We start from the raw sequence: 24,122 nt of genomic DNA, 5'->3' as shown, positions 1-24,122 counted from the left end.
GCCGTCCTTTCAAGCGTTAGACGATGCCCGCGCCGCCCGCAAGAAAGGGGTAGGAAGCGGTAAATGCGGTTTTCGCCTCTTAATTTGGGATAATCGGCTCGTCGCCGGGGTTTGACGCTGGGGGTGCAAAAGCTTATTGCCCCTCCAATCTGCAAGAATGACGCCGCGCAAAGGGATCGCGGCGCTGAGGGGCGGATCGGTTGCGAGCGGTTGTTGCTGGCGAACCGGGATTATCACATCAGGAGCTAAGGCGTGCAGGCCAAATCCTCTATCACCCTGGATCAGCAGGGCATTTCGACGAACGCTGAACAATACTGGAATCTTGGCACCGCGCCGCTCGTTGAAGCTGCAATCGCCAATGGCGAAGGTATCCTGTCGAAAGATGGCCCGCTGGTGGTCAAGACGGGCAAGCACACCGGCCGTTCGGCCAGCGACAAGTTCATCGTCAAGGACGCCGAAACCGAATCCACCGTTTGGTGGGGCAAGACGAACGTCCCGATGACGCCAGAGCATTTCGCTGCGCTCAAGGCAGATTTCCTGAAGGCGCTGGGCCAGAAGGACAAGCTCTATGTCGCTGACCTGTTCGGCGGCTCGCAGCCCGAACATCGCGTCAAGGTGCGCGTCATCAACGAACTGGCGTGGCACAATCTCTTCATCCGCACGCTGCTTGTGCGTCCTCGCCAGGACGAACTGAGCGGTTTTGCGCCCGAATATACGATCATCGACCTGCCGACCTTCCAGGCTGATCCGGCCCGTCACGGCACGCGCAGCGAGACCGTGATCGCCGTCAATTTCAGCGAAAAGCTGATCCTGATCGGCGGCACCAAATATGCCGGCGAGATGAAGAAGTCCGTTTTCGGCATTCTGAACTATCTGCTGCCGACCAAGGGCGTGATGCCGATGCACTGCTCGGCCAATATCGGCCCTGATGGCGACACCGCCGTCTTCTTCGGTCTGTCGGGCACCGGCAAGACCACGCTGTCGGCCGATGCCAGCCGCACGCTGATCGGTGACGATGAGCATGGCTGGTCGGATACCGCTGTCTTCAACTTCGAAGGCGGTTGCTATGCCAAGATGATCAACCTGTCGGCTGAGGCGGAGCCCGAGATCTTCGCGACGACCAAGCGGTTCGGCACGGTTCTGGAAAACGTCGTTATCGACGAGGACACGCGCGAGATCGACTTGGACGACAACAGCCTCGCTGAAAACAGCCGTGGCTCTTATCCGATCGACTTCATCCCGAACGCGTCGGAAAAGAATCTGGGTCCGGTGCCGAAGAACATCATCTTCCTGACCGCGGACGCTTATGGCGTGTTGCCCCCGATTTCGCGGCTGACGCCGGATCAGGCGATGTATCACTTCCTGTCCGGCTATACCGCGCGCGTCGCGGGCACCGAGATCGGCGTGACCGAGCCGACCGCGACCTTCTCCACCTGCTTTGGCGCGCCGTTCATGCCGCGTCATCCGTCGGTTTATGGCAATTTGCTGAAGGAACGCATCAATAAGGGCGGGGTCACCTGCTGGCTGGTCAATACCGGCTGGACTGGCGGCAAATATGGCGTTGGCAAGCGCATGCCGATCAAGGTCACACGCGCGCTGCTTAATGCGGCTTTGGACGGCAGCCTGAACAATGCCGAATTCCGGACCGATCCGAACTTCGGCTTCCAGGTTCCGGTGGCGGTTCCGGGCGTTGATACGACGATCCTCGACCCGCGTGCGACCTGGGCCGACAAGGCGGCTTACGACGAAACCGCAGCCAAGCTAGTGAAGCAGTTTGTCGATAATTTCGCCCAGTTTGAAGAGCATGTCGATGCGTCGGTGCGCCAGGCGGCCCTGACCGCAGCCTGACGAGCCAAGCGACTTCAAAATAATGCAGGAGTCGGCGGGGCGCACCCGTCGGCTCTTTTGCTTTCGGCGGCGGCCGCGCGATGCTATTCTGGCGCAAAGTACGATAGGATCACGGCCATGTTAGACCAACTTCTGAATTCTGTGGGCGGGCTGGAGGCGGTTGCCGCCAAGCTTGGCGTGTCGGCCGAGCAGATGCAGGCGCTCCTGTCGGAGATCGGCGGCAAGATCGCGTCCGGCGAGACGGATGTGGCGGCTCTGGCGACCACGGCTGCAGAACATGGCGTGTCGGCGGACAAGCTGCAGGAATTGTTCGCGCAGTTTGGCGGGCCGGAAGCGGTGATGAGCAAGATCGGCGGGCTGTTTGACCGCGATGGCGACGGCAATCCGTTCGGTGAACTCAGCCGCCTCGCCAAGGGACTGTTCGGCTGAACTTCTGCCCTGTGCGGGCAGGCCATGATCATCAGCTATCGAGGGGACAAGTTTTTTCACCTTGCCTTTGGCGGGGTGAAAAGGCATTTCGCGCTCCATCACTTATTGCGAAAGCCACGCAACTAGCGTCTCAGCCGGGACGTTGGCGGATTGGATTTGGCAGGAGACGAAGGTTTTGAGCGACGTGACGATCGAAAAGCCGGTGCTGGAACCGACCGGCGCCCTGAGCGTGGAAACCGTGCTGTCGGTGCGGCACTGGAACGAACATCTGTTCAGCTTCCGCATCAGCCGCCCGGCAAGCTTCCGCTTCCGTTCGGGCGAGTTCGTCATGATCGGCTTGCAGGGCGACAATGGCAAGCCGCTGTTGCGCGCCTATTCGGTGGCCAGCCCCGCCTGGGACGAGGAACTGGAGTTCCTGTCGATCAAGGTGCAGGACGGTCCGCTGACCTCCAAGCTGCAGCTGATCCAGCCCGGCGACCAACTCTATCTCGGCCGCAAGCCGACCGGCACGCTCGTCACCGACGCACTGCTGCCGGGCAAGCGGCTGTTCATGCTGTCCACGGGCACGGGCCTTGCGCCCTTCCTCAGCCTGGCGCGTGATCCGGACGTCTATGACTTTTATGAGGAAGTAGTGGTCGTCCATTCGGTTCGCCGGGTCAGCGATCTTGCATTTCATGACGAACTGGAAGGCAAGCTGGCGGGAGACCCGCTGGTGTCCGAACAGGCGGCCAACCAGTTCCATTACGTACCGACTGTCACCCGCGAAGCGTTCCGCAACAATGTGCGGATCGACAAGCTGGTCGAAAACGGTGCGCTGTTCGAAGGCATTTCGGGCGACAAGAAGTTCAATCCCGAGACTGACCGCATCATGATGTGCGGCAGCATGGAGATGATCAAGCAGTTCGCCGCCTATTTCGAGGGCGAAGGCTTTGTGGAAGGCTCTAACGCCGCGCCGGGCGCTTTCGTGATCGAGCGGGCGTTTGTCGGCTGATCGCTGCTGATAATGGGAAGAACGAAAGGGCTGGCGGCGACGCTGGCCCTTTTTGTTTGGAGGCGTCTATTAGCGACCACATACGGACCTTTATCGGCCCGTGTGCATCGCCGAAAGAAGACAATCACGCTGATATTAAAGAACGATTCCGTCCTTTAATTTGCATTGCCTTGGTGCCCTTCCTATTGATCGCTAGTCGAGCAGGCGGTCTGCTACATATCCAGACTGCATCCGCGTAAGCATCGCAACGCTGGACCCGCTACTAGACGCAGGAGTGAACATGGTCGATATTTCGCGTAGGGGGCTGATGGCCGCAACTGCAGCGTTCGGCATTGCAGCGTCCGCTATCGGCGCTCGCCCCAAGCCCACGCCTCGTCCGAACATCTTGTGGCTGGTCAGCGAGGATAATAATCCCTTTATTGGAGCCTATGGTGACCGGCAGGCCCACACACCGGCGATCGATGCACTTGCAGCCAAAGGTGTCCTCTTTCGCAACGTCTATTCTACCGCGCCGGTATGTGCTCCGTCTCGCTACGCGCTTATCACCGGGGCTTCGCCGGAAGGAAATGCCCCGGCGAACCATATGCGCGCTCAAGCGAAGCTGCCCGAGGGGTGGCGCACGACGCCCGAATTCATGCGAGAGGCGGGCTACTACACCACGAACAATTTCAAGACGGATTACAACTGCGAGATAGACGAGAAGGCTATCTGGGACGATAACAGCAGCAAAGCCCACTGGTCGAACCGGCCGGAGGGAAAGCCCTTCTTCAGCATCTTCAACTTCATGACGACGCATGAATCTCAGATGTTCCGGGCTACGGCAGGTCGACTGAGACCGCAAGATGTTACGGTGCCTCCGCACCTGCCAGACACGCCTGAAGTGCGCCTCGATATCGCGAGCTATTATAATCTGATCGAGAAGATGGACGGCCAAGTCGCCAAGCATCTTGCCGCTCTCGAAGCAGCGGGCCTCAGCGAGGACACGATCGTCTTTTATTATTCAGACAATGGTGGCTGCCTTCCCAAATCGAAACGATATTGCTCCGACGCCGGACTGCGAGTGGCTTTGGTCGCCTATTATCCGCCCAAATGGCAACATTTGGCGCCCGCTGGTCCCGGTCAGGCCCTTACCGCGCCGGTGACCCTGATGGACCTGCCGCCGACGATCCTGCGTATTGCGGGGCATTTGGTGCCTTCACAGATGGAAGGTCGCCCGCTGGTGAAGGGCGCCTCCCTCCCACGCTATGCCTTTGGCATGCTCAACCGCATGGACGAGCGCTACGATTTTGTCCGCTCAGTGACCGACGGCCGATGGCGCTATACCCGCAATTATCTTCCTCACCTCCCCTCGGGTCAGCACGGAGCCTATGAGTGGCAAGCGAAAAGTTATCAGTCTCTGGAGCGTGAATATCTGGCGGGCCGGCTGACCGAGGAACAGGCGCGCTTCTTCAAGCCGCGCCCGTTCGAGGAACTCTACGACCTCTCCAGTGATCCACACGAACTGAGCAATTTGGCAGCTCATCCCAGCGGCCGTGAAAAACTTAAGGAACTGAGGACTGGTCTTGACCAACATATGCTGGCCATCAACGACAATGGCTTCATACCGGAAGGTTCACCGCTGGAGGGCTATTCATCGAGCCGGAGGGCCGGTGCGTACCCGCTGCGCTCCCTGATGGCTTTGGGCGCGAAGGCGGCCAGGCGCGACGCTGGCAATCTTTCCGCTTTCGTAGCGGGCCTTAACGACCGGAACGAGGTGGTGCGCTACTGGAATGCAAACGCCCTAGCGATGCTGGGCGCGAGTGCTTCGCCAGCAATGGGAGCGTTGCAAGCCCGACTTGAGGTTGAGCCATCTGCTCAGGTCCGCGTCGCTCTCGCCGAGGCGATGGGCTATGTAGGGTCGATCTCAAGAGCAGAAAGCATTTTGCTCCGCCTCCTGGAAGAAACCGCCTCCCTCCGGGTAAAGCTTCAAGTGGTGAATGCACTTACTCATATCGGCGCAAAGAGTGACGCTACGCTAGCGGTTCTAAAAGAGGCGCTGAAGCTCGACGATGAATATGTGCCACGTGCCGCGATCTACCAAATACTGATCATGTCCGGCGAATACCAACCGCAGGTGGATACCTTTGCCGCGTATGGGCGCTCGCCGAAAGGTTGAGCCTCCCTTATGTCTGGATTAGGCGGAACGCGGCGCAAAAGCCGTCAATCTCCTGCCCACCCATTCCCCGTCGTCCCAGTGGACGCGGGGATCAATAGGAATGAGCGCTCGGGGGATACCAGCCTTTGCTGGCATAGCGGGAGGGGAGGCTGTGCGTTACGTGACCCGAAAATAGTGTCAGGCCAACTCAACCTTCAGTACCGACGCATCGGCCCCCACCACGCGCACGCGGGTGCCAGCGGGGGCATCTGGGCCGCGGCAGGACCAGACGCTGTCGCCCACCTTTACTCGGCCGCGGCCGTTGTCGATGGGTTCGACGACGGTGACGATCTCTCCCACGAGCCGGGCGGTGCGGTCGTTGAGCATTGGGTCCTGCGACGCGACCGGATTGGCGGCGTACCAGCGTCGGCCGCCCCAGACGGAGGCGAGGCAGAGCAGGGCGAAGATCAGCAGCTGGACAGGGACTGACACCGGCAGGAGCAGCGCTATGAGGCCGGTCACCGCCGCAGCCAGTGCGACCCATATCAGGAACACGCCGGGCATCAGGACCTCTGCCACGCCGAGCAACGCGGCGAAGACCAGCCAGCCCCAATGATCGTCCAGCATGCCGAGCCAGTCCATCAGCCTTGACCTTGGGCGAAGGGGCTGCGGCGCGGTGGGGCGGGGGGTGCGGGCGGAGTATCGCCGTCGCCCAATGCTTCCTTGGCCAGGGCCCCGATGCCGCCCAGCGTGCCGATGAGCTGCGTCGCTTCTACGGGGAAGAGGATGGTCTTGGCATTGGGCGAGTTGGCGAACTGGCTCACCGCTTCGACATATTTCTGGGCGACGAAATAGTTGATGGCTTGCGCATTGCCGTTGGCGATGGCGTCGGAGACCATTTGCGTCGCCTTGGCTTCGGCCTCGGCTTCGCGTTCGCGGGCTTCGGCGTCGCGGAAGGCGGCTTCGCGGCGGCCTTCGGCTTCCAGGATCTGGCTTTGCTTCTGACCTTCCGCCTTCAGGATTTCGGAGGCGCGAAGTCCTTCGGATTCGAGGATCAGCGCGCGCTTTTCGCGCTCCGCCTTCATCTGGCGGCCCATGGCGTTGACGATGTCGGCAGGCGGGCGGATGTCCTTCAACTCGACGCGCGTGATCTTGATGCCCCAGGCGTTGGTGGCGTGATCCACGACCGACAGGAGGCGGGCGTTGATCTCGTCGCGTTTGGACAGGGTTTCGTCTAGGTCCATGGAGCCCATGACCGTGCGGAGGTTGGTGGTGGCTAGCTGCATGATGGCGACATAGAGCTCCGACACTTCATAGGCCGCCTTGGCCGCGTCCAGCACTTGGAAGAACACCACGCCATCGACAGACACCATGGCATTGTCCTTGGTGATGATCTCCTGCCCCGGAATATCGACGACCTGTTCCATCATGTTGATCTTGCGGCCAACCGCGTAGAAAAAGGCGGGGTAGAAATTGAGGCCGGGGCGCGCCACCTCGGTAAAGCGGCCGAAGCGTTCTATAGTATATTGATAGCCCTGGCGTACCACCTTGACGCTTACGGCCAGGTAGAAGAGCACTAGGAACGTCACCGTCAGCGCAAAGGTCGTCAGCATCATTTTCTCCCCCTAAGAAACTTGACTATGACGCGGAATCGTTAACGGGAAAAGTCAAACCGTCACCAGGCCGATCGGCCGATCCAGGAGATTTGCCATGTTGCTGCGCCACGCCCGATCGCTGCTGTTCCTGCCCGCATCGAACAGGCGGGCGATCACCAAGGCGCGCACCTTGCCGTGCGACATGGTGATCCTCGACCTGGAAGATGCCGTGCCCGATGACCGGAAGGAAGAGGCGCGGGCCAATGCGATCGAAGCGGCGGGCGAAGGTTTCGGCGGGCGGCTGTGCGCGGTCCGGATCAATGTGGAAGGCACGCCTTGGCACGGGCCGGAAATGGTCGCGATCAAGCGGTCGCGCGCTGATTATGTCGTGCTGCCCAAGGTCGAGAACCTAAAGCAGGTGAAGGACGTCTTCAGCGTTTGCCAAAAGCCGGTCATCGCCATGATCGAGAGCGCCACAGGGGTGATTGCCGCCGCGTCGATCGCTTCGGCAGAGGGGGCTGCCGGCCTGTTCATGGGCACCAATGACCTGCGGCAGGATCTGGGCATTCCGCCATCGGCCGGACGGGAAGGGTTATCCTTCGCCCTGCAGTCCGTGATCCTGAGCGCCCGTGCGGCACGTATCGCGGTGTTCGACGGCGTGTTCAACCGGCTGGATGACGAGGCGGGCTTCGAAGCGGAGTGCGCCGCGGGCCATGCGATCGGCTTCGATGGCAAGACGCTGATCCACCCGAGTCAGGTGCCTGTCGCGAACCAGGTGTTCGGGCCGGATGCGCAGGCGGTGGCGGATGCGCGGCGGCTGATCGAAGCGGCGACCGGCGGGGCGGAGCGCTTTGAAGGACGCATGATCGAGAGCATGCATGTCGAGGAAGCCAAGGCGCTGGTGGCGAGAGCCGAGGCGGTCATCTCCTGACGGGTTGCGTCACAGGTTCAGCCACTTTGAGGTGTTGCTCCCCAATGAGCCCGTACGAAGCGTTGTAGCTCGCACGACAATTCGAGGTCTTCCACTGTGCTGCCGCCGAAGCCACCATGGGGCATGCCTTCGAAGATGTGCAGTTCGACTGGCATGCCCGCGCGCAGGAGTGCGCGGTGCATCCTGACCGCATTGGACAAGAACAGGTCGCGCGTTCCCGCCTGGAGAAAGGTGGGTGGGAAGCCTGCTGAAAAGTCGCCGAACAAAGGTGAGAGATAGGGGTCGGCCAAGTCGTGCCCGGCGGCGTAAAGGAGATTGGCGTTCATCAGCGGCCTGGGCAGCATGACGTCCACCAACTGATTGGTTTCGAAACTGTCGCCGGTTTCGGTGAGGTCCAGTTCTGGTGTCAGCAGTATCACGGCGGCGGGTAGGGGTAAGCCCTCGTCGCGAGCGCGCAGCACCGCCGCGGCAGCCAGATTGCCGCCCGCCGAAGCGCCGCCGATGATGATATTCTCCGGCGCATATTGGTTGAGAAGCTCCCGATAGACCGCGACGCAGTCGTCCAGCGGTGCGGGATAGGGATGTTCGGGCGGCATGCGGTAATCCACGGCATAGCAGGAAACGCCATGCTGGTCGGCGACGCGGCGCGCGCCTGTCCGGCAAAATTCGCCTTCGCCATGGACGAGCCCGCCGCCATGTATGTCGAGATAGGCGCGGTCGTCTGGAAAAGGGTCGGCAGGGGTCGCCAGATGGACGCGGACGCCCGCCACTTCGATGCTTTCTACGCTTGAACGCAGATGAGGCGACAAGGCGGACGAGAGGTCCGTCATGAACTTGCCAGCCGTTTCCTTGGATTTGGCCCAGCCTTCCAGATCATCGGGCGCTGGCTGTGGCATGGCGTTCAAGGGCAGACCGTCAGGCCCCACCAAGGACGCAAGGAAGGCGCGCGCCTGCGGGCTGATGGATTTGGGGAAGGGCACGGTTCGGCCGCATATGGTCACGCCTTTGGGATCGTCCATCGATCATGCCTCTCCTTGCTTATTGGAGGATGATGAGCGGTGGACGCGCGCGAGGCAAGGGGTTGGTGACCGGCTTTGCTGAGCAGGATGCAGGGCCGCCGGTTAGCCCGCTGGGTGACGGGCGGTCAGGAGATAGTTGATCGCCTTGTTGGACGAGAGGACGAAGCCCTTGCGCGGATCGAAGGAAAGACCCGTAACGTCCGTGACCTCCAGTCCAGCATCGGTGACCATGCGCGAAAGCTCCTCGGGGGTCAGGAATTTGCCCCAATCATGCGTTCCCTTTGGAATGCCGCCGATGCTTTCCCCGATGCCGATCATCGCGAGGCGCGACAATGGCGTGCGGTTGGGCGTGGACATGATCAGCAAGCCGCCGGGCGCGAGCTTGGCCGCGAGCGCCTTTATGAACTGTGCCGGATCGGTGACATGTTCGACCACCTCCATAGAGGTGATCAGATCGAAGCCGCTTGCATCGATATGTTCGACCGGGGTCGCCTGATAATCGATCAACAAGCCCTGGCCTGCGGCGTGGGTGCGGGCGACGGCTATATTTTCTTCTGCCGCGTCCAATCCTGTCGCCGTGGCCCCTAGCCGCGCCAAGGGTTCGGTCAGCAGACCGGCGCCGCATCCCACGTCGAGCGCGCGCTTTCCTTCAAGTGGCCGAAAGCTGCTTTCGTCGGCCAGCCAGTGACGGTCGATTGCATCGCGGACGTAGCGCAGGCGAACGGGGTTCAGCTTGTGCAGCATGGCGCTGCTGCCATTGGGGTCCCACCAGTCCGCGGCCATGGCGCCGAAATGCGCCGCTTCGCGTGGGTCGATCGTGCTGGAAGTTGTGTTTGCCATGGGGCTGACTAACAATCTCCGCGTCGCCGCGCCACGGACATTTACTTGTTGCGCGGCGGCGGTCCTTCGCCATCGAGATATTTGTCTTCCGCGTCGAGTTGGCGGTGCAATTCGCGTGTCGCGGCTTCAGTGCGCGCTAGTTCCTCCGGCGTCCTGTGCCGCCTGTTGCTCATCATCACATAGATAAGCACGATGCCGAGCAGGATCGGTCCACCGATCGTCACCAGCGCCCAGATGCTTCCGTCCATGGCGTCCTCCATTCCTTCGTCGGAAAGGAATGAGCGACGGCGGGGCCGAGTTCCCTTTGCTTGCCATATTCGCCGCTGCTGCTATAGCGGCGCCGTTTTTGCCCCCGAGGGCAGAGCTTTTTCCAGATCAGCAGGCAGGTTCGACAGGCAAATGGCGCGCATCGTGATGAAATTCGGCGGCACCTCCATGGCGGGGATGGAGCGAATTCGCAACGTGGCCGCGCGCGTCAAACATGTCGTGGAACAGGGCCATGAGGTCGCCGTCGTCGTGTCCGCCATGGCGGGCGAGACCGACCGGCTCGTGGGCTTCTGCAAGGAAGCCTCGCCGCTGTACGATCCGGCCGAATATGATGTGGTCGTCGCATCCGGCGAGCAGGTGACGAGCGGCCTGCTTGCCATGACGCTCAAGGCCATGGGTGTGGACGCGCGCAGCTGGCTCGGCTGGCAGCTTCCGATCCGCACTAACGAAGCGCACAGCAAGGCGCGCATCGGGGAAATCCACACGATCGACCTGCTGTCGTCGATGCGCGGTGGCACCGTGGCGGTGATTCCCGGTTTCCAGGGCATGATGGAGGATGGCCGCATCTCGACCTTGGGTCGGGGGGGGTCTGACACTTCGGCGGTCGCGGTGGCGGCGGCGCTCAAGGCCGATCGCTGCGACATCTATACCGACGTCGATGGGGTCTATACGACCGATCCCCGCATTGTGGCGCGGGCGCGCAAGCTCGACCTCGTCACCTATGAGGAAATGCTGGAACTGGCTTCGGTCGGGGCCAAGGTGCTCCAGACCCGCTCGGTCGGCCTCGCCATGAAGGAAGGCGTGGTCGTGCAGGTGCTTTCCTCCTTCGATGATCCCACCCAGCAGGACCTCCCCGGCACGCTGATCGTCAGCGAAGAGGAACTGGAAGCCAAGCTCAAGGAAGACAAGATGGAACGTCAGCTCATCACCGGCATCGCCCATGACAAGAATGAGGCGAAGATCACCCTGACCCGCGTGCCGGACCGTCCGGGCGCGGTGGCGCACATCTTCGGTCCGCTGGCCGATGCGGCGATCAACGTCGACATGATCATCCAGAATGTCGGCCGCGACAAAGGCGAGACGGACGTGACCTTCACCGTGCCGGGCGCTGACCTGGCCCGCGCGCTGGACGTGCTGGAAAGCCAGAAGGAAGCGATCGGCTTCAACCGCGTGATCCCCGACACGAAGGTCGCGAAGATCAGCGTCGTCGGCGTCGGCATGAAGAGCCATGCGGGCGTTGCTTCGACCATGTTCCAGTCGCTGGCGGATCGCGGCATCAATATCCTCGCCATCTCGACGAGCGAGATCAAGGTCAGCGTGCTGATCGACGAGGACGAGACCGAACTGGCGGTGCGCGTGCTGCACACAGCCTATGGGCTGGACGCGCCGGTCGCTTGACCTTTTCTTCCCTCCTCTTCAGGGGAGGGACCAGGGGTGGGGCTTGTCCCCACAGAATAGCGGTTGGGGCGATGCCCCACCCCAACCCCTCCCCTGAAGGGGAGGGGCTTTGTGATTCTAGGGACATGATTATGACCAACGCCAAACTCGCTTCCCTGATGGCCCGCGGCGCCGAATTTCTCGGCTGCGAGGTCGCGATCATGTGCGGGGCGATGAGTTGGGTGTCGGAGCGCAACCTGGTCGCGGCCATCTCCAATGCGGGCGGGTTCGGGGTGATCGCCTGCGGCGCGATGACGCCCGAGTTGCTCGACAAGGAAATTGCGGCGACCAATGCGCTGACGGACAAGCCTTTTGGCGTGAACCTCATCACCATGCATCCGCAGCTGTTTGAGCTGATTGATGTGTGCGCACGGCATGGTGTGGGGCATGTCGTGCTGGCCGGTGGCCTGCCCCCCAAGGGCAGCATTGAGGCGATCAAGGCCAATGGCGCGAAGCTCATCTGCTTCGCCCCGGCGCTGAGCCTGGCGAAGAAGCTGGTTCGCTCCGGCGTAGATGCTCTGGTGGTCGAGGGGATGGAAGCGGGCGGCCATATCGGCCCGGTTGCGACCAGCGTTCTGGCGCAGGAAATCCTGCCCGAAATGGCGAGCCAAGTGCCGGTATTCGTCGCGGGCGGCATCGGCCGGGGCGAGGCGATCGCGGCCTATCTGGAAATGGGCGCGGCCGGGGTTCAGCTCGGCACCCGCTTTGCCTGCGCGGCAGAGAGCATCGCGCATCCCAATTTCAAGAAGGCCTTCTTCCGAGCCTCTGCCCGTGATGCCATCGCCAGCGTGCAGATCGATCCGCGCCTGCCCGTCATTCCGGTTCGCGCACTGAAGAATACGGGCACCGAAGCCTTCACCGCCAAGCAGCGTGAGGTCGCCAACCTGCTCGACAGTGGCGCGGTGGATATGAGTGAGGCGCAGTTGCAGATCGAACATTATTGGGCGGGGGCGCTGCGACGGGCAGTGATCGACGGCGACATCGAGGGCGGATCGCTCATGGCGGGTCAGTCGGTCGGCATGGTCACCAAGGAAGAGCCAGTCAGCGAGATCATCGCGCAGTTGATGGACGAGGCCGCTGTGGCGTTGGAACGGCGGGTGGCCTGATCGCTCCGCGCACGCTTTGCTCAATGGGACGAGCGGAATCCCTTTCCCGCTGAACTGAGTCCCGCATCCATCGCCAGGAACGCTGGCCTTTGCCATGAGTTTTCCTGACCGATACTCATCGCAGAGGGACTTGAAGTTGCTGTCGCGTGCCGCTTATCGCCGTTCATGGCAGCTTGCTTGCTTGACCACATTGGCGCTGGTCGCTGGTTGTTCGACACCTAAAAAGGCTCCACCCACGCCGCCGCCGCCGCTTGTGCGGACGATCAAGCCCTTACCGCCCATGGGCGCGGTAGAAGGCATGAGCATTCCTGATGTCGATGCTAGCGGCTCATATCTGACCCCCAATCGCGGCGTGACGGCTAACACGGCACTCTGGCATGTGCGGATGGCGCTGAACGTGGCGGCGCTTTCCTGTCATGGCGTGAACGAACCGGCGCGACTGCAATATAATCAGATATTGCATGTGCATCAGGCGGTGCTGCGGGAGGCCAATGCGGCCGTGGACCGCAACTATACGGCGGCTTATGGCAGCGGCGGGCTGCAATCGCGGGAGCTGCTGAATACGGTCGTCTATAATTTCTTCTCGCTGCCGCCGGTGACGAAGAGCTTCTGCCCCGTCGCGATCGAAGTGGGCGCGAAGATCCTGGCGATGCCGTCCAATCAGTTGCTGGCCTATGCGCCCGAGGCGCTGACTGCCCTGGAGAAGCCGTTCCAGGAATTTTACGAAGCCTATGCCGATTATCTGCGGCGGTTGGCCGAATGGCAGTCGCGCTTTGGCGGGACGGTGACCGTAGTGGTGTCTCCGACGCCGCTGCCGCCTCCGCCCACGCCGCCCAAGGAACTAGGCGCAGGGTTTGTGCCGCCGCCCAGCGTTGCATCGATTCCAAGGCCGCAAGAGGGGAGCGGCGCGCCGCTGGTGCCGCCGACGACCCGTGTGATTGTGCCGACATTTCCGCTGACGAAGCCGGCGAAGTAGCGCGTTTGGGGGGCAAACGGCCGCCAAATGGGGCCGCTCAACCGTTCGAAGAAAAGGCGCTGCGACAGGCTCAGCCCGAGGGGAGGCGGGTGCGTTAGGTGGCAACGTAGGTTGATGGGGCCTTGGGGGGCAGGGGGAAGAGGCTCACAAAGCGTTCGGCTAGGGCGCAGTCGCCTTCGACCTGTAGAGCGGAACCCATGTCGTCAAATTGTTGGCCGCCATAGACCACCGCTACCAAGGCGTTCTGGTCGCCGCTTATGATCGCGTCCGCCCCTTCGGCGGGGCCCCGGTCGATGGTGAAGTCGCCATCCTTCAGGAACGCGCGGAACTCCTCTTCGCCGAAGCGGAAACCGATGGTGGCGTCGAGATCGCCAATGCGGCCGCGATCGATCATGGTGCGCATCGAGAGGACGACCGACACGTTGCTCATGGGCATGCCCGGCTGCATCGTGGGTGAGCGGCAGGCCCAGCGGCCAAGGACTTGGAACAGTATTTCCGACTCGCGGCCCCAGTCGGTCAGCTCGTAGATTTGGCTGGCCGCGGGCGGCGGCAGGCGGCGGCGGACGAGGACGCTGGCGGCCTCCAACTCCTCCAGTCTCTGCGTTAGCACATTGGCGCTGATTCCGGGCAGGCTGGCGCGCAAATCAGTGAAGCGCTTGGGCCCCAGCATCAATTCCCGCATGATGGGCATCGCCCACCGATCGCCGATCAGGTCCAGCGCATGGGCGACGGCGCAGCCGTCCTGATATGCCCGCTTCTTCACGTCCCGAGTCCTTGGTTATATTTTCTAACTTTGATGTTGCATAAGATAAGTTAGAGGTGCAGAAAGATCAAGCCGGTGAGTCGCTCCGCCACCTTTGTTCGAAGCGCTGCCCGCCCAAAATCCTAAGGAGATATGTGATGCCAGACGCTCCGAAGATGATTTTCATCAATCTGCCGGTGAAGGATTTGGCTGCGTCGATCGGCTTCTATGAAGCGGTGGGCGCGGTCAGGAATAATGAGTTTGCGGATGACAGTACGCAGATGGTCAGTTTTTCCGACACGATTCATGTGATGATCATGACGCATGAGCGTTTCGCGAGCTTCACGCCGCGCAAGATTCCCGATGCGCATGAAACCGCGCAGGTCCTGCTGGCGCTAAGCGAGGTAAGCCGGGGGGACGTGGATGCCACCGCGGAAAAGGCGTTGGCCGCAGGTGGAACCGAGCCCAATCCGCGACAGGATTATGGCTTCATGTACGGCCGCAGCTTCGCCGATCTGGATGGCCATATTTGGGAAGTGTCATGGATGGACATGGATGCGGCCATGGCGGCGCACGAGGAGGCGGCCGCCTGACTCTGGCACGATTAGATCTGGTCCAAGAGGAGAGAGACGATGGCCTATATGGACGGTTTCGTAATCCCCGTGCCCAAGGGCAACAAGCAGAGATACAAGGAGGTCGCGGCCTATGCCGCCCCTATCTTCCTTGAACATGGCGCGCTGAGGGTCGTCGAATGCTGGGCGAACGACATCAAGCCCGGCAAGGTCAACGACTTCCGCACCGCCGTCATCGCGGAGGACGATGAGGATGTCGTCTTCTCCTGGGTAGAATGGCCTGACAAGGAAACGCGCGATGCAGGCGCGGAGAAGGTCATGAAAGATCCTCGTATGCAGCCCAAGGAGGGCGAGGACATGCCCTTTTCCGGCGCGCGGCTTATCTACGGCGGCTTTGAGGTGTTGCTCGACGAGCGGGCCTGACAGGAGACGGACGATGACCGATCTGAACGGCAAATTCTTTTGGTATGAACTGATGACCAGCGACCCGGAGGGCGCGATCCGCTTTTATAGCGACGTTGTCGGCTGGACCACGGAGCCATTTGGCGAGGATCTGCAGGGCGACACCTATCATGTGATTTCCGCCAGCGCGGGAGAGATGGGCGGCATCATGGCGATCCCGGCTCCGCTCAAGGATCATGGCATGCGGCCCTGGTGGGGCGGCTATATCGGTTCGGCCGATGTGGATGCCGATGCCAAACGGCTGACCGAGGCCGGAGGCAGCGTGAAGCGCGCGCCGGAAGATATTCCTGGCGTGGGGCGCTTTGCGGTGATGGGCGATCCGGGCGGCGCGATCTTCATGCTGCTGAAGGGCGAAGGCCCAGGCGAGATGCAGGCTGCCCCGCCCATGGCGAATGGCCATGTGGGCTGGCACGAATTGTATAGCGGCGACTTCGACAAGGACCTCGCCTTCTACACGTCGCAGTTCGGCTGGGGGAAGGGCGAGGCGATGGATATGGGGCCGATGGGCAGCTATCAGCTTTTCTCCATGTCCGGCGCGACCGAGTTCAACGAGATGGCGGGCGGCATGATGGCGCGGCCCACGGAAATGCCCATGCCGCTGTGGCTTTTCTACTTCGTCGTGCCTGACATCGATGAGGCGGTCGAGAGAGTGAAGGCGGGCGGCGGCACCGTGCTGAACGGGCCGATGGAAGTGCCAGGCGGCGCCTGGATCATTCAGGGTAGCGATCCGCAAGGCGCGATGTTCGCGCTGGTCGGCATGCGCAACGGCTGAACGTAGGAGAAGGCCTCATGTCCAGGATTTCACCCTGCCTGTGGTATAATGGGCAGGCCGAGGAAGCTGCGCGCTTCTATGTATCGGTCTTTGGCGGATCGGTGGATTTCATCAGCCGTTATCCGGAGAACCCGCCTGTTCCGGCCCCCTTTAAAGGCGGTGATGTGCTGATGGTCGAATTCACCCTGTTCGGCGACAGCTATCAGGCGTTGAACGGTGGGCCGGAATTCCGCTTTACCGAGGCGGTTTCGCTCTCCGTCGCCTGCAAGGATCAGGCGGAGATCGATCGCTATTTCGACGCCCTTACCGCCGAGGGCGGTTCGCCGGGGCCGTGCGGCTGGCTGAAGGATAAATATGGCCTGTCCTGGCAATTGGTGACGCAGGACATCATGGACCTTTACAAGACCGGCGATGGACCCGGCATCCAGCGGATGATGGCGGAGATGATGACCATGCAGAAGCTGGATACCGCCAGGATGAAGGCGGCCTTTAAGGGAGAAACGCGATGAGCGGCGCAGAGTTTGAGCTGTCGGTCAGTTGTCACATCGACGCCCCGCGCGAGATTGCGTGGAAGGTCTGGACGGACCTGAAGGACCAGTGGTTCTGCCCAAAGCCCTGGCGCGCGGAAGTCATTGAAGAGGATTTGCGCCCCGGTGGCCGTAGTGCTGTGCGCATGTTTGGTCCCGATGGCGAAGATACCGGGCCGATGGAAGGCATCATCCTGGAGGTGGTGCCGGGCGAGCGGGTGGTTTCGACCGATGCCTATGCCGCTGGCTGGGTGCCGCAGACGCCGTTCATGACTCATCTGTGGAGCTTCGCCGATGAGGGGGAGGGCACGCGCTTTACCGCGACGGCCCGGCATTGGGATGCCGAGGGGATGAAGCGCCATGAGGAGATGGGGTTTCATCCGGGCTGGGATCAGATGGCGGCGCAGTTCAAGGAATTGTGCGAGACTTCAGCGGCTACGGCTTGAAGGAGGGTAATCCTCCCCATCCGGCGATGGGGAGGATTTGTTGGCTTATGCCTTGATGACCTTCTCCACGGCTGCGCGGAACTTGGCCATGTCGTCGGACGAGCCGACCGTGACGCGCGATACGGTCGGCCAGATGGGCCAGGCGCGGCCGATCTGAACCTTTTCCGGGGTGCCGAGCAGAGCGGTCTGCATGTCCTTGGCGGGCTTTTTCCAGTCCATCATGAACATATTGGCTTGGCTACCAGGCTGAACGGGGATGCCCTTCTTGGTGAGCCAGGCGATGGTTTCGGCCCGGTTGGCGGCGCATTCGTCACGGCGTGCCTTGATGAGTCCCGCCTCGGTATAGACGGCATTGCCGCAGGCCATGGCCGTGATCGACAGGCCGCCCGCGCTGGGGCCGAACAGCATGATACGCTTCTGCACCTCAGGATCGGCGAAGGTGAGGCCGAGGCGCATGCCCGCCATGCCGAACAGCTTCGAGAAGGTGCGCATGACGATGATGTCCTTGCGCCCGGCCATCAGGCTGACGGCGCTGGGCGCTTCGGAGAAGTGGATGTAGGCTTCATCGACCAGCAGCATCGCATCGGCCGGCTTGTTGTCGAGCAGCCATTTGATGTCGGATAGCGGCGTGATCGTGCCGGTCGGATTGTTGGGCGTGCAGACATAATAGAGGCCCGCATTGGGATTGGCGGCGAGCATCGCCTTGACGTCGCTGCCCTTGCCGACGGGCTGGGCGGCCTTGGCGATTGGCGCTTTCATGTAATCGGCAGTACGCCAAGCGGATTCGAAGGTTGGGTCGGCCGTGACCAGTCCCTTGGTCGGCGAGCAATAGGCCGCGACGATGCTGACCAGCGGGCCGCCGGACCCTGGCCACAGCATGACGTGCGAGTCCGGAATACCTTCGACCTTGGCGACGGTAGAGATGAGGTCGCCCTTATAATTGTCGGGATCATACCAGTTGCCGAAGGAGGCGGCATGCGCGGCGGCTTCCACGCCCGAGGGGAAGGGGCCTGCCCAACATTCGTTCGATCCGATCCGAACCGCGCCCTTGATCCCGCGCGCCGCCTGCTGCTGCGCGAAGGCGGGCTGAAGCAGCATCGAATTCACAGCGGCGCCTGCGCCCAGCAGGGCGGCGATCTTGCCGAGGTTACGGCGCGAATATCCGCGATCGAGCAGGTCTTCGCGAGCGTCCTTTTCCAACATCAAGGTCATTTCGTCTGTCCCCTTGTTTCATCCAACCGCATGTATTTCCGATGGGGGAGACGAAGCGCCGCTCCATTTCCACAATGTGTCCTGGCGTTTTTTGATCATTTTGATGGATTTCGGCTCTGATTAACCCTGACTTCCCCTTGGAAAGGAGCCCTGCGATCTGTTAGCGCTGGTATATGTCCACGACGCCCGCCGCCGCCGCCCGCCAAATCCTGACCAGTTTGCAGGAGGTGATGGCCGCGCGAACGAGCGCGCAGGCGAAGCTGAACAAGGTGGTCGATATTATCGGCCAGGCGCTCTCCAGCGAAGTATGCTCCATCTATCTGGTGCGCGAGGGCGTGCTGGAACTGTTCGCGACCCGCGGCCTGAAGCAGGAAGCCGTGCATGTCACCCGCATGGCGATGGGAGAGGGGCTTGTCGGCCTGATCGCCACCAATGTGGAGACGCTGAACCTGGACGAGGCGGCGGCGCATCCTGATTATAGCTATCGGCCGGAAACGGGCGAGGAACTGTTCCACAGTTTTGCGGGCGTGCCGATCGTACGGCGCGAGCGGGCGATCGGCGTCTTGTGCGTGCAGCATGTGGAGCCGCGCCGCTATGAAGAGGTCGAGATTGAGGCGTTGCAGACGGTGGCCATGGTCCTGTCTGAACTGATCGCCAATGCCGAGCTGGCCGACGATGGCCCGGCGGATTCACGCGTGCAGGATACCGGCACGATCATGCTGGGCGGCCTGCAGCTGGTGATGGGCATGGCGCGTGGCCATGCCGTCTTCCATCAGCCGCGCGTCCATGTCGAACATACGGTCGCGGAGGATACGGAGGCCGAACGGCAGCGCGTCATTTCCGCCTTCACCAAGATGCGCGAGCAGATCGACCGCATGACCGGCACGGCCGAGTTCGGCACCGAGGGCGAGCATCAGGAGGTTCTCGAAACCTACAAGATGTTCGCCTATGACGAAGGCTGGATCCGGCGCATCAACGAGGCGATCGACAGCGGCCTGACCGCAGAAGCCGCGATCGAGCGGGTGCAGCAGCGCACGCGGATGCGGATGCGGCAGATCGACGATGCTCTGTTGCAGGATCGGATGCACGATCTGGAGGATCTGGCGAACCGGCTGCTGCGCATCGTGTCGGGCCAGCTTGGCACGGCGGCGCAGCTTGGGCTGCGGCAGGACGCGATCCTGATCGCTCGCAACCTGGGGCCTGCCGAACTGCTGGAATATGATCGCCGGCGGCTGAAGGGCGTGATCCTGGAGGAAGGGTCGCTGACGGCCCATGTCACCATCGTCGCGCGCGCCATGGGCGTGCCTGTGCTGGGCCGCGTGCGCGAAATCCGCCATCAGGTGAATGAGGGCGACCTCATCCTGATGGACGTGACATCCAATACTCTGCTTATCCGCCCGACGCCCGACATGGACGAGGCGTTCGAGAACAAGCTGCATGTGACGCAAAAGCGCCGCGCGGAATTTGCCGCGATGCGCGACCTGCCTTCGGTGACGGCCGACGGGCAGCGCATCGAGTTGATGGTCAATGCGGGTTTGCGGGAAGATGCGCAGGCGCTCGACCTGGTGGGTGCGGATGGTATCGGGCTGTTTCGCACCGAGTTCCAGTTCCTCGTTTCCGCCACCCTGCCGCAGCGGGAGAAGCAGCAGCGGCTTTACAAGGATGTGCTGGACGCGGCGGGGGATCGGCCGGTCATCTTCCGCACCGTCGACATCGGCGGCGACAAGGCCCTGCCCTATATGCAGCGTGACGATGATGAGCTGGAGGATAATCCGGCGATGGGTTGGCGTGCGTTGCGCCTGGCTCTGGATCGCGATGGCCTGATGAAGGCGCAGGCGCGGGCACTGCTGGAAGCTTCGGCGGGCAAGATACTCAACATCATGTTTCCGATGGTGTCGGAACCCTGGGAATATGAGCAGGCGCGCGCACTGGTCGAGCATCAGCGCGAATGGCTGCTGTCCCAGCGCAAGAAGGTCCCCTCGGGGGTCCGTTATGGCGCGATGCTGGAGGTGCCTGCACTGGCCGAGGTGTTGGATATCCTGCTGCCGAAACTGGATTTTCTGTCGATCGGCACCAATGACCTGACGCAGTTCCTTTTTGCCGCCGACCGGGCGCATCCGAGACTGGCGGAGCGCTATGATTGGCTGAGCATCGCGATATTGCGCTTCCTCGATCGGGTGGTGCGGACTTGCGAGGCCTATCAAGTGCCGGTCGGCGTGTGCGGCGAAATGGGCGGACGGACGCTGGAGGCGATGGCGCTGGTGGGCCTGGGCGTGCGGCGGTTGTCGATCACGCCCGCGTCCGTTGGACCCGTCAAGGCGATGATCCGCGCCATCGACGCAGCCGAATTGCAGGCATTGATGCGGGGGCTACTCGACGATGGCGTCGTCGATGTGCGGGGCGCGCTGACGGGTTGGGCCAATGAGCGGGCCATCGAACTGAATTGAACGGGGAAATGGGGAGCGAGCCGCCGCGGCGGCGTTGACAATCCCTGTGCCGGAATGAGACAAGACCGGCTTATAAGATCGCGGAGCAGCATGGCAGAACAACCCGAACTGGAAACCGGCGCAGCAGTGCCGGATGTGCAGTCCAGCACCCCCGGCGCGAAACTGCGCGCCGGGCGTGAGGCGCAGGGCCTGTCGATGCAGGATGTGGCGACCCGCACCCGCATCGCACAGCGTCAACTGGAAGCGATAGAGCGTGACGATTATTCCGCCTTGCCGGGCATTCCCTATGCGGTGGGCTTTGCGCGTGCCTATGCGCGGGCGGTCGGTCTGGACGAGGTTGAGATTGCAGCCGACGTTCGTAACGCCGTGCATGGATCGCAACTGGGCGCCAATCGCTACGAAAGCTTTGAGCCAGCCGATCCGGCGCGGGTGCCTTCGCGCGTGCTGGCCTGGACGGCGGCGGCGATCGTCATCATCCTGGTGGCGGGCTTCACAATCTGGCGCACGCAATTTTTGACGCCGCCCACCGGGCAGGAAATCGCCGCCCACCAGGCCAAGCCTGCCGCTGCGCCCAAGCCCGCCGCAGGTGTTCGTGCTGCTGCGCCGGTGGTGCAGACGGTGGTGTTTACCGCTAATGACGATGTCTGGCTGCGCATCTATGATGAGGCGGGCGAGCGTCTGAAAGACGGCCTCATGAAAAAGGGTGAGAGCTTCACCCTGCCTGCGAACGCGCGCAACCCGATGATCCTGACCGGACGGCCGCAAGCACTGACTGTCTCGGTCGGCGGCAAGCCGGTCGCCCCGCTGGGCGCGCCCGATCGCACGATTTCCGATGTGCCCGTCTCCGCAGCGGCGCTATTGGCTCGCGCAGCGCCCGCCGCTGTGTCGCCGACCACGCCGTCGGCGGCGCAAACGCATCCCGCGCAGCCGGTGACCGGAAGCGTTGCCCCTGCCGTCCCTGCCGCCGCGCCTGCACCGGGGTCGCCGCCCGCCACAGAGTAAGTGTGGCATCCCGCACGGCCTTGAGCCGCCGCACGTCGCGCTTTACGGCGGCGATTATCGCCTTATGGTTAAAGAGAAGAGGTGCGGTCATGTGTGGCCGCATTGTCCGGGGAAATGTTCAAGTCGGGGATCATCATGCGTTACGCCTTATTTGCGACGACCGCCCTGTTGCTGGGGGCGCCGGGGCTGGTTGCGCTCGCGCCGTCTGCTGCGGCGCAGAATGTAGCGCTGGACGTGCGCGTGGACCGGCTGGAAAAGGAAATGCGCGCGGTGCAGCGCAAGGTGTTCCCGGCAGGCGCGCCCCTGGAAGCGGAGATCAATCGCCCAGCGACGTCCGCCCCGCCGCCAGGCACGCCGTCCTCCTCCCCTATTGCCGACTTGACCGCACGCGTCGGAGCGCTGGAATCGCAGCTTGCCTCCATGACCGGACAGGTCGAGGAAAACAGCTTCAAGATCCGGCAGCTGGAAGAAGCGTTCAACAAATATAAGGCCGAACAGCAGAGCCGCGCTGAGGTCGTTGCTCCGCCTCCTGTGCGGCCAAGCGCGCCAGCCGCCGATCCGGCTGCTACTCCTCCAAAGCCTACCCCCGGCACCAATGGCGCGGCTAGCGAGGCACGTAAAGCGGCGGTCGCGGCGGTCGAGCGCCCATCCACCGGCGATGCGGCCGCTGATGCCTACAGCTATGGCTACCGGCTTTGGGACGCCAAATTCTATCCTGAAGCGCAGAGCCAGTTAAAGGCGACCGTTGACAAATATGGGACCGCCTCGGTTGCAAGCCGCGCCGCGAACCTACTTGGCCGCGCCTATCTCGACGACGGCAAGCCTGCGCTCGCGTCGGTCACCTTCTATGAAAATTATCAGAAGCGGCCCAAAGGCGACCGCGCGGCCGACAGCCTTGCCTGGCTCGGCGAAGCGCTGATCCAACTGAAGAAGCCCGCCGATGCGTGCAAGGTCTATGCAGAGCTGGAGCAGGTCTATGGCGCGAGCTTGTCGGCCAGCCAGCGGGGCATGATGGACAAGGGCCGCGCCAAGGCGAAGTGCAGCTAGGGCGGCATGGCCCGGCCGCCATCGGTTGAGGCTGGTCTGGAGACCCTGCTGGCGCAGAGCGTTCAGGCGCTGGCGGGCGAGGGTGATGCGCTGCGTTTCGGTGTCGCGGTGTCCGGTGGTCCGGACAGCATGGCTTTGCTGGACCTCGCCGCTCGTGTCTTTCCAGGGCGGGTGAAGGCGGCAACGGTCGATCATGGGCTGCGGAGCGCTTCTGCGGACGAAGCGGCGATGGTGGCGGAATGGTGCCGCGATCAGGGCATCGTACATGAGGTGCTGCACCCCGCGGAGCCTTTGGCCGGCAATGTCCAGCAATGGGCACGGAGCCAGCGCTATGCAGCTTTGGAGGAATGGCGCGCCGAGCAAGGCATCGACTGGATCTTCACCGCGCATCATGCCGACGATCAGTTGGAAACCATGCTGATGCGGCTGAATCGCGGGGCCGGCGTCAATGGGTTAGCCGGGATCCGGGCGCGGCAGGGGCACATCTTGCGTCCTTTGCTTGGGGTGCGGCGGGCGCAGTTGTTGGACTATGCGCGGCTACGGCAGCTACCCTTTATGAACGATCCTTCCAACAGCGATCCCCGGTTTGATCGCGCGGTGATTCGCCAAAACCTTGCTGCGGTCGATTGGATCGACTCGCAGTCGGCGGTGCGAAGCGCAGCGGCGCTGGCGGAGTGCGAAGAGGCGCTGGATTGGAGCGTGAGTGCCTTGGAGGAGCAGCATGTGCGTGGGGAAGGGGCGACTTGGGCGCTGAATCGTACGGATTTGCCGCGTGAACTTCTCAGGCGGCTGCTGCTACGGATGCTGGCCAGGGTGGGAACCGAGGCACCGCGCGGGGAAGCGCTGGACCGCGCGATCGCCGCTGCTTTGCAGGGAAGACAGGCTAGCATCGGTACGGCCTTGCTCAGGGGGGGAAGCGAATGGACCGTAAGCTTGGCGCCACCGCGACGCTGACACCCCCCTTCGAGATCGTTACGGAAAGGTTCCACGGGTCGGCGCGTGTTACCCTCGTCCCGTCGAAATGTTGCAGCGCAATGACCTTTCCTTAATAGCCTGCATGCTTATTGAGCCTGCCCTCTATCCACAGAAAGTGAGTTATGTTCGAATTCGCGGCACTGACTTATGGTGTGCTCGCCAGCATCATCCTTTCGGCAGCGCAACGTAACCGGAAACTGGCCAAGCCGCATCCGCCGATGCTTCTTTATGCCGGTTATCTGCTTTGCGGCATGTCAGCGGGCGTCGCGGTGATCCTGGCCTATATCGCCTTGTCGCAGTTCGCTGGCGGGTGAACGACCGGCGGTGTGACCGCCCCAACTTGCG

At 62.4% G+C, this 24,122-nt stretch carries 25 protein-coding genes; 18 read left to right on the top strand and 7 right to left on the bottom strand.

Features of this window, described 5'->3' with window-relative positions:
* Nucleotides 1-252 precede the first annotated feature (252 nt).
* The 4 genes from EP837_RS04230 to EP837_RS04215 all read left to right on the top strand — a co-directional run bounded on the left by EP837_RS04230 (nt 253) and on the right by EP837_RS04215 (nt 5,423).
* The gene (locus tag EP837_RS04230) at nt 253-1,848 is read left to right on the top strand and encodes a phosphoenolpyruvate carboxykinase (protein WP_066524702.1); all 1,596 of its coding nucleotides are present in this window, start codon (nt 253-255) and stop codon (nt 1,846-1,848) included.
* Between the two features lie 117 nt (nt 1,849-1,965).
* Nucleotides 1,966-2,277 (top strand): hypothetical protein, encoded by a 312-nt coding sequence (locus EP837_RS04225; RefSeq protein WP_066524701.1) that lies wholly within the window; start codon nt 1,966-1,968, stop codon nt 2,275-2,277.
* Between the two features lie 175 nt (nt 2,278-2,452).
* Nucleotides 2,453-3,268, top strand: coding sequence for a ferredoxin--NADP reductase (locus EP837_RS04220; RefSeq protein WP_066528672.1), 816 nt, complete (start codon nt 2,453-2,455; stop codon nt 3,266-3,268).
* A gap of 280 nt (nt 3,269-3,548) precedes the next feature.
* The gene (locus tag EP837_RS04215; RefSeq protein ID WP_066528671.1) at nt 3,549-5,423 is read left to right on the top strand and encodes a sulfatase-like hydrolase/transferase; all 1,875 of its coding nucleotides are present in this window, start codon (nt 3,549-3,551) and stop codon (nt 5,421-5,423) included.
* A 177-nt stretch (nt 5,424-5,600) separates the two neighbouring features.
* Here EP837_RS04215 and EP837_RS04210 read toward each other — a convergent pair whose 3' ends face one another.
* Both EP837_RS04210 and EP837_RS04205 read right to left on the bottom strand, forming a co-directional pair.
* Nucleotides 5,601-6,044 (bottom strand): NfeD family protein, encoded by a 444-nt coding sequence (locus EP837_RS04210; protein ID WP_066524700.1) that lies wholly within the window; start codon nt 6,042-6,044, stop codon nt 5,601-5,603.
* Nucleotides 6,044-7,015: an SPFH domain-containing protein gene (locus EP837_RS04205; protein WP_066528669.1), complete on the bottom strand. Its 972-nt coding sequence runs from the start codon at nt 7,013-7,015 to the stop codon at nt 6,044-6,046. Before EP837_RS04205 ends, EP837_RS04210 begins: the two co-directional genes overlap by 1 nt.
* 97 nt (nt 7,016-7,112) lie before the next feature.
* Here EP837_RS04205 and EP837_RS04200 point away from each other — a divergent pair, with 97 nt between their 5' ends.
* Nucleotides 7,113-7,928 (top strand): HpcH/HpaI aldolase/citrate lyase family protein, encoded by an 816-nt coding sequence (locus EP837_RS04200; protein ID WP_066524699.1) that lies wholly within the window; start codon nt 7,113-7,115, stop codon nt 7,926-7,928.
* Between the two features lie 17 nt (nt 7,929-7,945).
* Here EP837_RS04200 and EP837_RS04195 read toward each other — a convergent pair whose 3' ends face one another.
* From EP837_RS04195 to EP837_RS04185, 3 genes are all read right to left on the bottom strand, one after another.
* The gene (locus EP837_RS04195) at nt 7,946-8,947 is read right to left on the bottom strand and encodes an alpha/beta hydrolase (RefSeq protein WP_066524698.1); all 1,002 of its coding nucleotides are present in this window, start codon (nt 8,945-8,947) and stop codon (nt 7,946-7,948) included.
* A 102-nt stretch (nt 8,948-9,049) separates the two neighbouring features.
* Complete coding sequence (gene ubiG, locus EP837_RS04190; RefSeq protein ID WP_066524696.1) at nt 9,050-9,787, bottom strand: bifunctional 2-polyprenyl-6-hydroxyphenol methylase/3-demethylubiquinol 3-O-methyltransferase UbiG; 738 nt, start codon at nt 9,785-9,787, stop codon at nt 9,050-9,052.
* 41 nt (nt 9,788-9,828) lie between these two features.
* Nucleotides 9,829-10,035: a hypothetical protein gene (locus EP837_RS04185; RefSeq protein WP_225870572.1), complete on the bottom strand. Its 207-nt coding sequence runs from the start codon at nt 10,033-10,035 to the stop codon at nt 9,829-9,831.
* Between the two features lie 151 nt (nt 10,036-10,186).
* On the opposite strand from EP837_RS04185, the gene EP837_RS04180 reads away from it, so the two are divergent.
* The 3 genes from EP837_RS04180 (at nt 10,187) to EP837_RS04170 (ending at nt 13,573) form a co-directional block, all read left to right on the top strand.
* Nucleotides 10,187-11,452 carry an aspartate kinase gene (locus tag EP837_RS04180; protein WP_066524693.1) on the top strand — a complete coding sequence of 422 codons (1,266 nt, stop codon included), beginning with the start codon at nt 10,187-10,189 and terminating at the stop codon, nt 11,450-11,452.
* A 131-nt stretch (nt 11,453-11,583) separates the two neighbouring features.
* Nucleotides 11,584-12,597: an NAD(P)H-dependent flavin oxidoreductase gene (locus tag EP837_RS04175; protein ID WP_066528666.1), complete on the top strand. Its 1,014-nt coding sequence runs from the start codon at nt 11,584-11,586 to the stop codon at nt 12,595-12,597.
* 94 nt (nt 12,598-12,691) lie between these two features.
* The gene (locus EP837_RS04170) at nt 12,692-13,573 is read left to right on the top strand and encodes a hypothetical protein (protein WP_443019124.1); all 882 of its coding nucleotides are present in this window, start codon (nt 12,692-12,694) and stop codon (nt 13,571-13,573) included.
* A 94-nt stretch (nt 13,574-13,667) separates the two neighbouring features.
* On the opposite strand, the gene EP837_RS04165 is transcribed toward EP837_RS04170, so the two are convergent.
* The gene (locus EP837_RS04165; protein WP_066524691.1) at nt 13,668-14,336 is read right to left on the bottom strand and encodes a winged helix-turn-helix transcriptional regulator; all 669 of its coding nucleotides are present in this window, start codon (nt 14,334-14,336) and stop codon (nt 13,668-13,670) included.
* Between the two features lie 137 nt (nt 14,337-14,473).
* Here EP837_RS04165 and EP837_RS04160 point away from each other — a divergent pair, with 137 nt between their 5' ends.
* Genes EP837_RS04160 through EP837_RS04140 form a run of 5 tightly spaced genes read left to right on the top strand, consistent with a single transcriptional unit; the run spans nt 14,474 to nt 17,094 of the window.
* Nucleotides 14,474-14,908, top strand: coding sequence for a VOC family protein (locus EP837_RS04160; RefSeq protein ID WP_066524690.1), 435 nt, complete (start codon nt 14,474-14,476; stop codon nt 14,906-14,908).
* 39 nt (nt 14,909-14,947) lie between these two features.
* Nucleotides 14,948-15,310, top strand: coding sequence for a DUF1428 domain-containing protein (locus EP837_RS04155; RefSeq protein ID WP_066524689.1), 363 nt, complete (start codon nt 14,948-14,950; stop codon nt 15,308-15,310).
* 13 nt (nt 15,311-15,323) lie between these two features.
* Nucleotides 15,324-16,121 (top strand): VOC family protein, encoded by a 798-nt coding sequence (locus tag EP837_RS04150; RefSeq protein ID WP_066524687.1) that lies wholly within the window; start codon nt 15,324-15,326, stop codon nt 16,119-16,121.
* A 17-nt stretch (nt 16,122-16,138) separates the two neighbouring features.
* On the top strand, nt 16,139-16,630 hold the full coding sequence (locus EP837_RS04145; protein ID WP_066524686.1) for a VOC family protein: 492 nt from the start codon (nt 16,139-16,141) through the stop codon (nt 16,628-16,630).
* Nucleotides 16,627-17,094: an SRPBCC domain-containing protein gene (locus tag EP837_RS04140; RefSeq protein WP_066524685.1), complete on the top strand. Its 468-nt coding sequence runs from the start codon at nt 16,627-16,629 to the stop codon at nt 17,092-17,094. The genes EP837_RS04145 and EP837_RS04140 overlap by 4 nt, the downstream gene beginning before the upstream one ends.
* Nucleotides 17,095-17,139: 45 nt before the next feature.
* Here EP837_RS04140 and EP837_RS04135 read toward each other — a convergent pair whose 3' ends face one another.
* Nucleotides 17,140-18,306, bottom strand: a complete 1,167-nt coding sequence (locus tag EP837_RS04135) for a pyridoxal phosphate-dependent aminotransferase (RefSeq protein ID WP_066524684.1) — start codon at nt 18,304-18,306, stop codon at nt 17,140-17,142.
* A 173-nt stretch (nt 18,307-18,479) separates the two neighbouring features.
* On the opposite strand from EP837_RS04135, the gene ptsP reads away from it, so the two are divergent.
* The 5 genes from ptsP (at nt 18,480) to EP837_RS04110 (ending at nt 24,091) form a co-directional block, all read left to right on the top strand.
* The gene (gene ptsP / locus EP837_RS04130) at nt 18,480-20,753 is read left to right on the top strand and encodes a phosphoenolpyruvate--protein phosphotransferase (protein WP_066524682.1); all 2,274 of its coding nucleotides are present in this window, start codon (nt 18,480-18,482) and stop codon (nt 20,751-20,753) included.
* A 90-nt stretch (nt 20,754-20,843) separates the two neighbouring features.
* Nucleotides 20,844-21,755 (top strand): helix-turn-helix domain-containing protein, encoded by a 912-nt coding sequence (locus tag EP837_RS04125; protein WP_066524680.1) that lies wholly within the window; start codon nt 20,844-20,846, stop codon nt 21,753-21,755.
* A 135-nt stretch (nt 21,756-21,890) separates the two neighbouring features.
* On the top strand, nt 21,891-22,802 hold the full coding sequence (locus tag EP837_RS04120; protein ID WP_066528660.1) for a tetratricopeptide repeat protein: 912 nt from the start codon (nt 21,891-21,893) through the stop codon (nt 22,800-22,802).
* Nucleotides 22,803-22,808: 6 nt separating this feature from the next.
* Nucleotides 22,809-23,756 (top strand): tRNA lysidine(34) synthetase TilS, encoded by a 948-nt coding sequence (tilS, locus tag EP837_RS04115; RefSeq protein WP_066524678.1) that lies wholly within the window; start codon nt 22,809-22,811, stop codon nt 23,754-23,756.
* Nucleotides 23,757-23,899: 143 nt separating this feature from the next.
* Nucleotides 23,900-24,091 (top strand): hypothetical protein, encoded by a 192-nt coding sequence (locus tag EP837_RS04110; protein WP_066524676.1) that lies wholly within the window; start codon nt 23,900-23,902, stop codon nt 24,089-24,091.
* Nucleotides 24,092-24,122 lie beyond the last annotated feature (31 nt).

The organism is Sphingobium sp. EP60837 (genome assembly GCF_001658005.1).
Classification (GTDB): Bacteria; Pseudomonadota; Alphaproteobacteria; order Sphingomonadales; family Sphingomonadaceae; genus Sphingobium; species Sphingobium tyrosinilyticum.
Note: the sequence above shows the minus strand (reverse complement) of the source record. Positions and strands in the feature narration are given on the sequence as shown.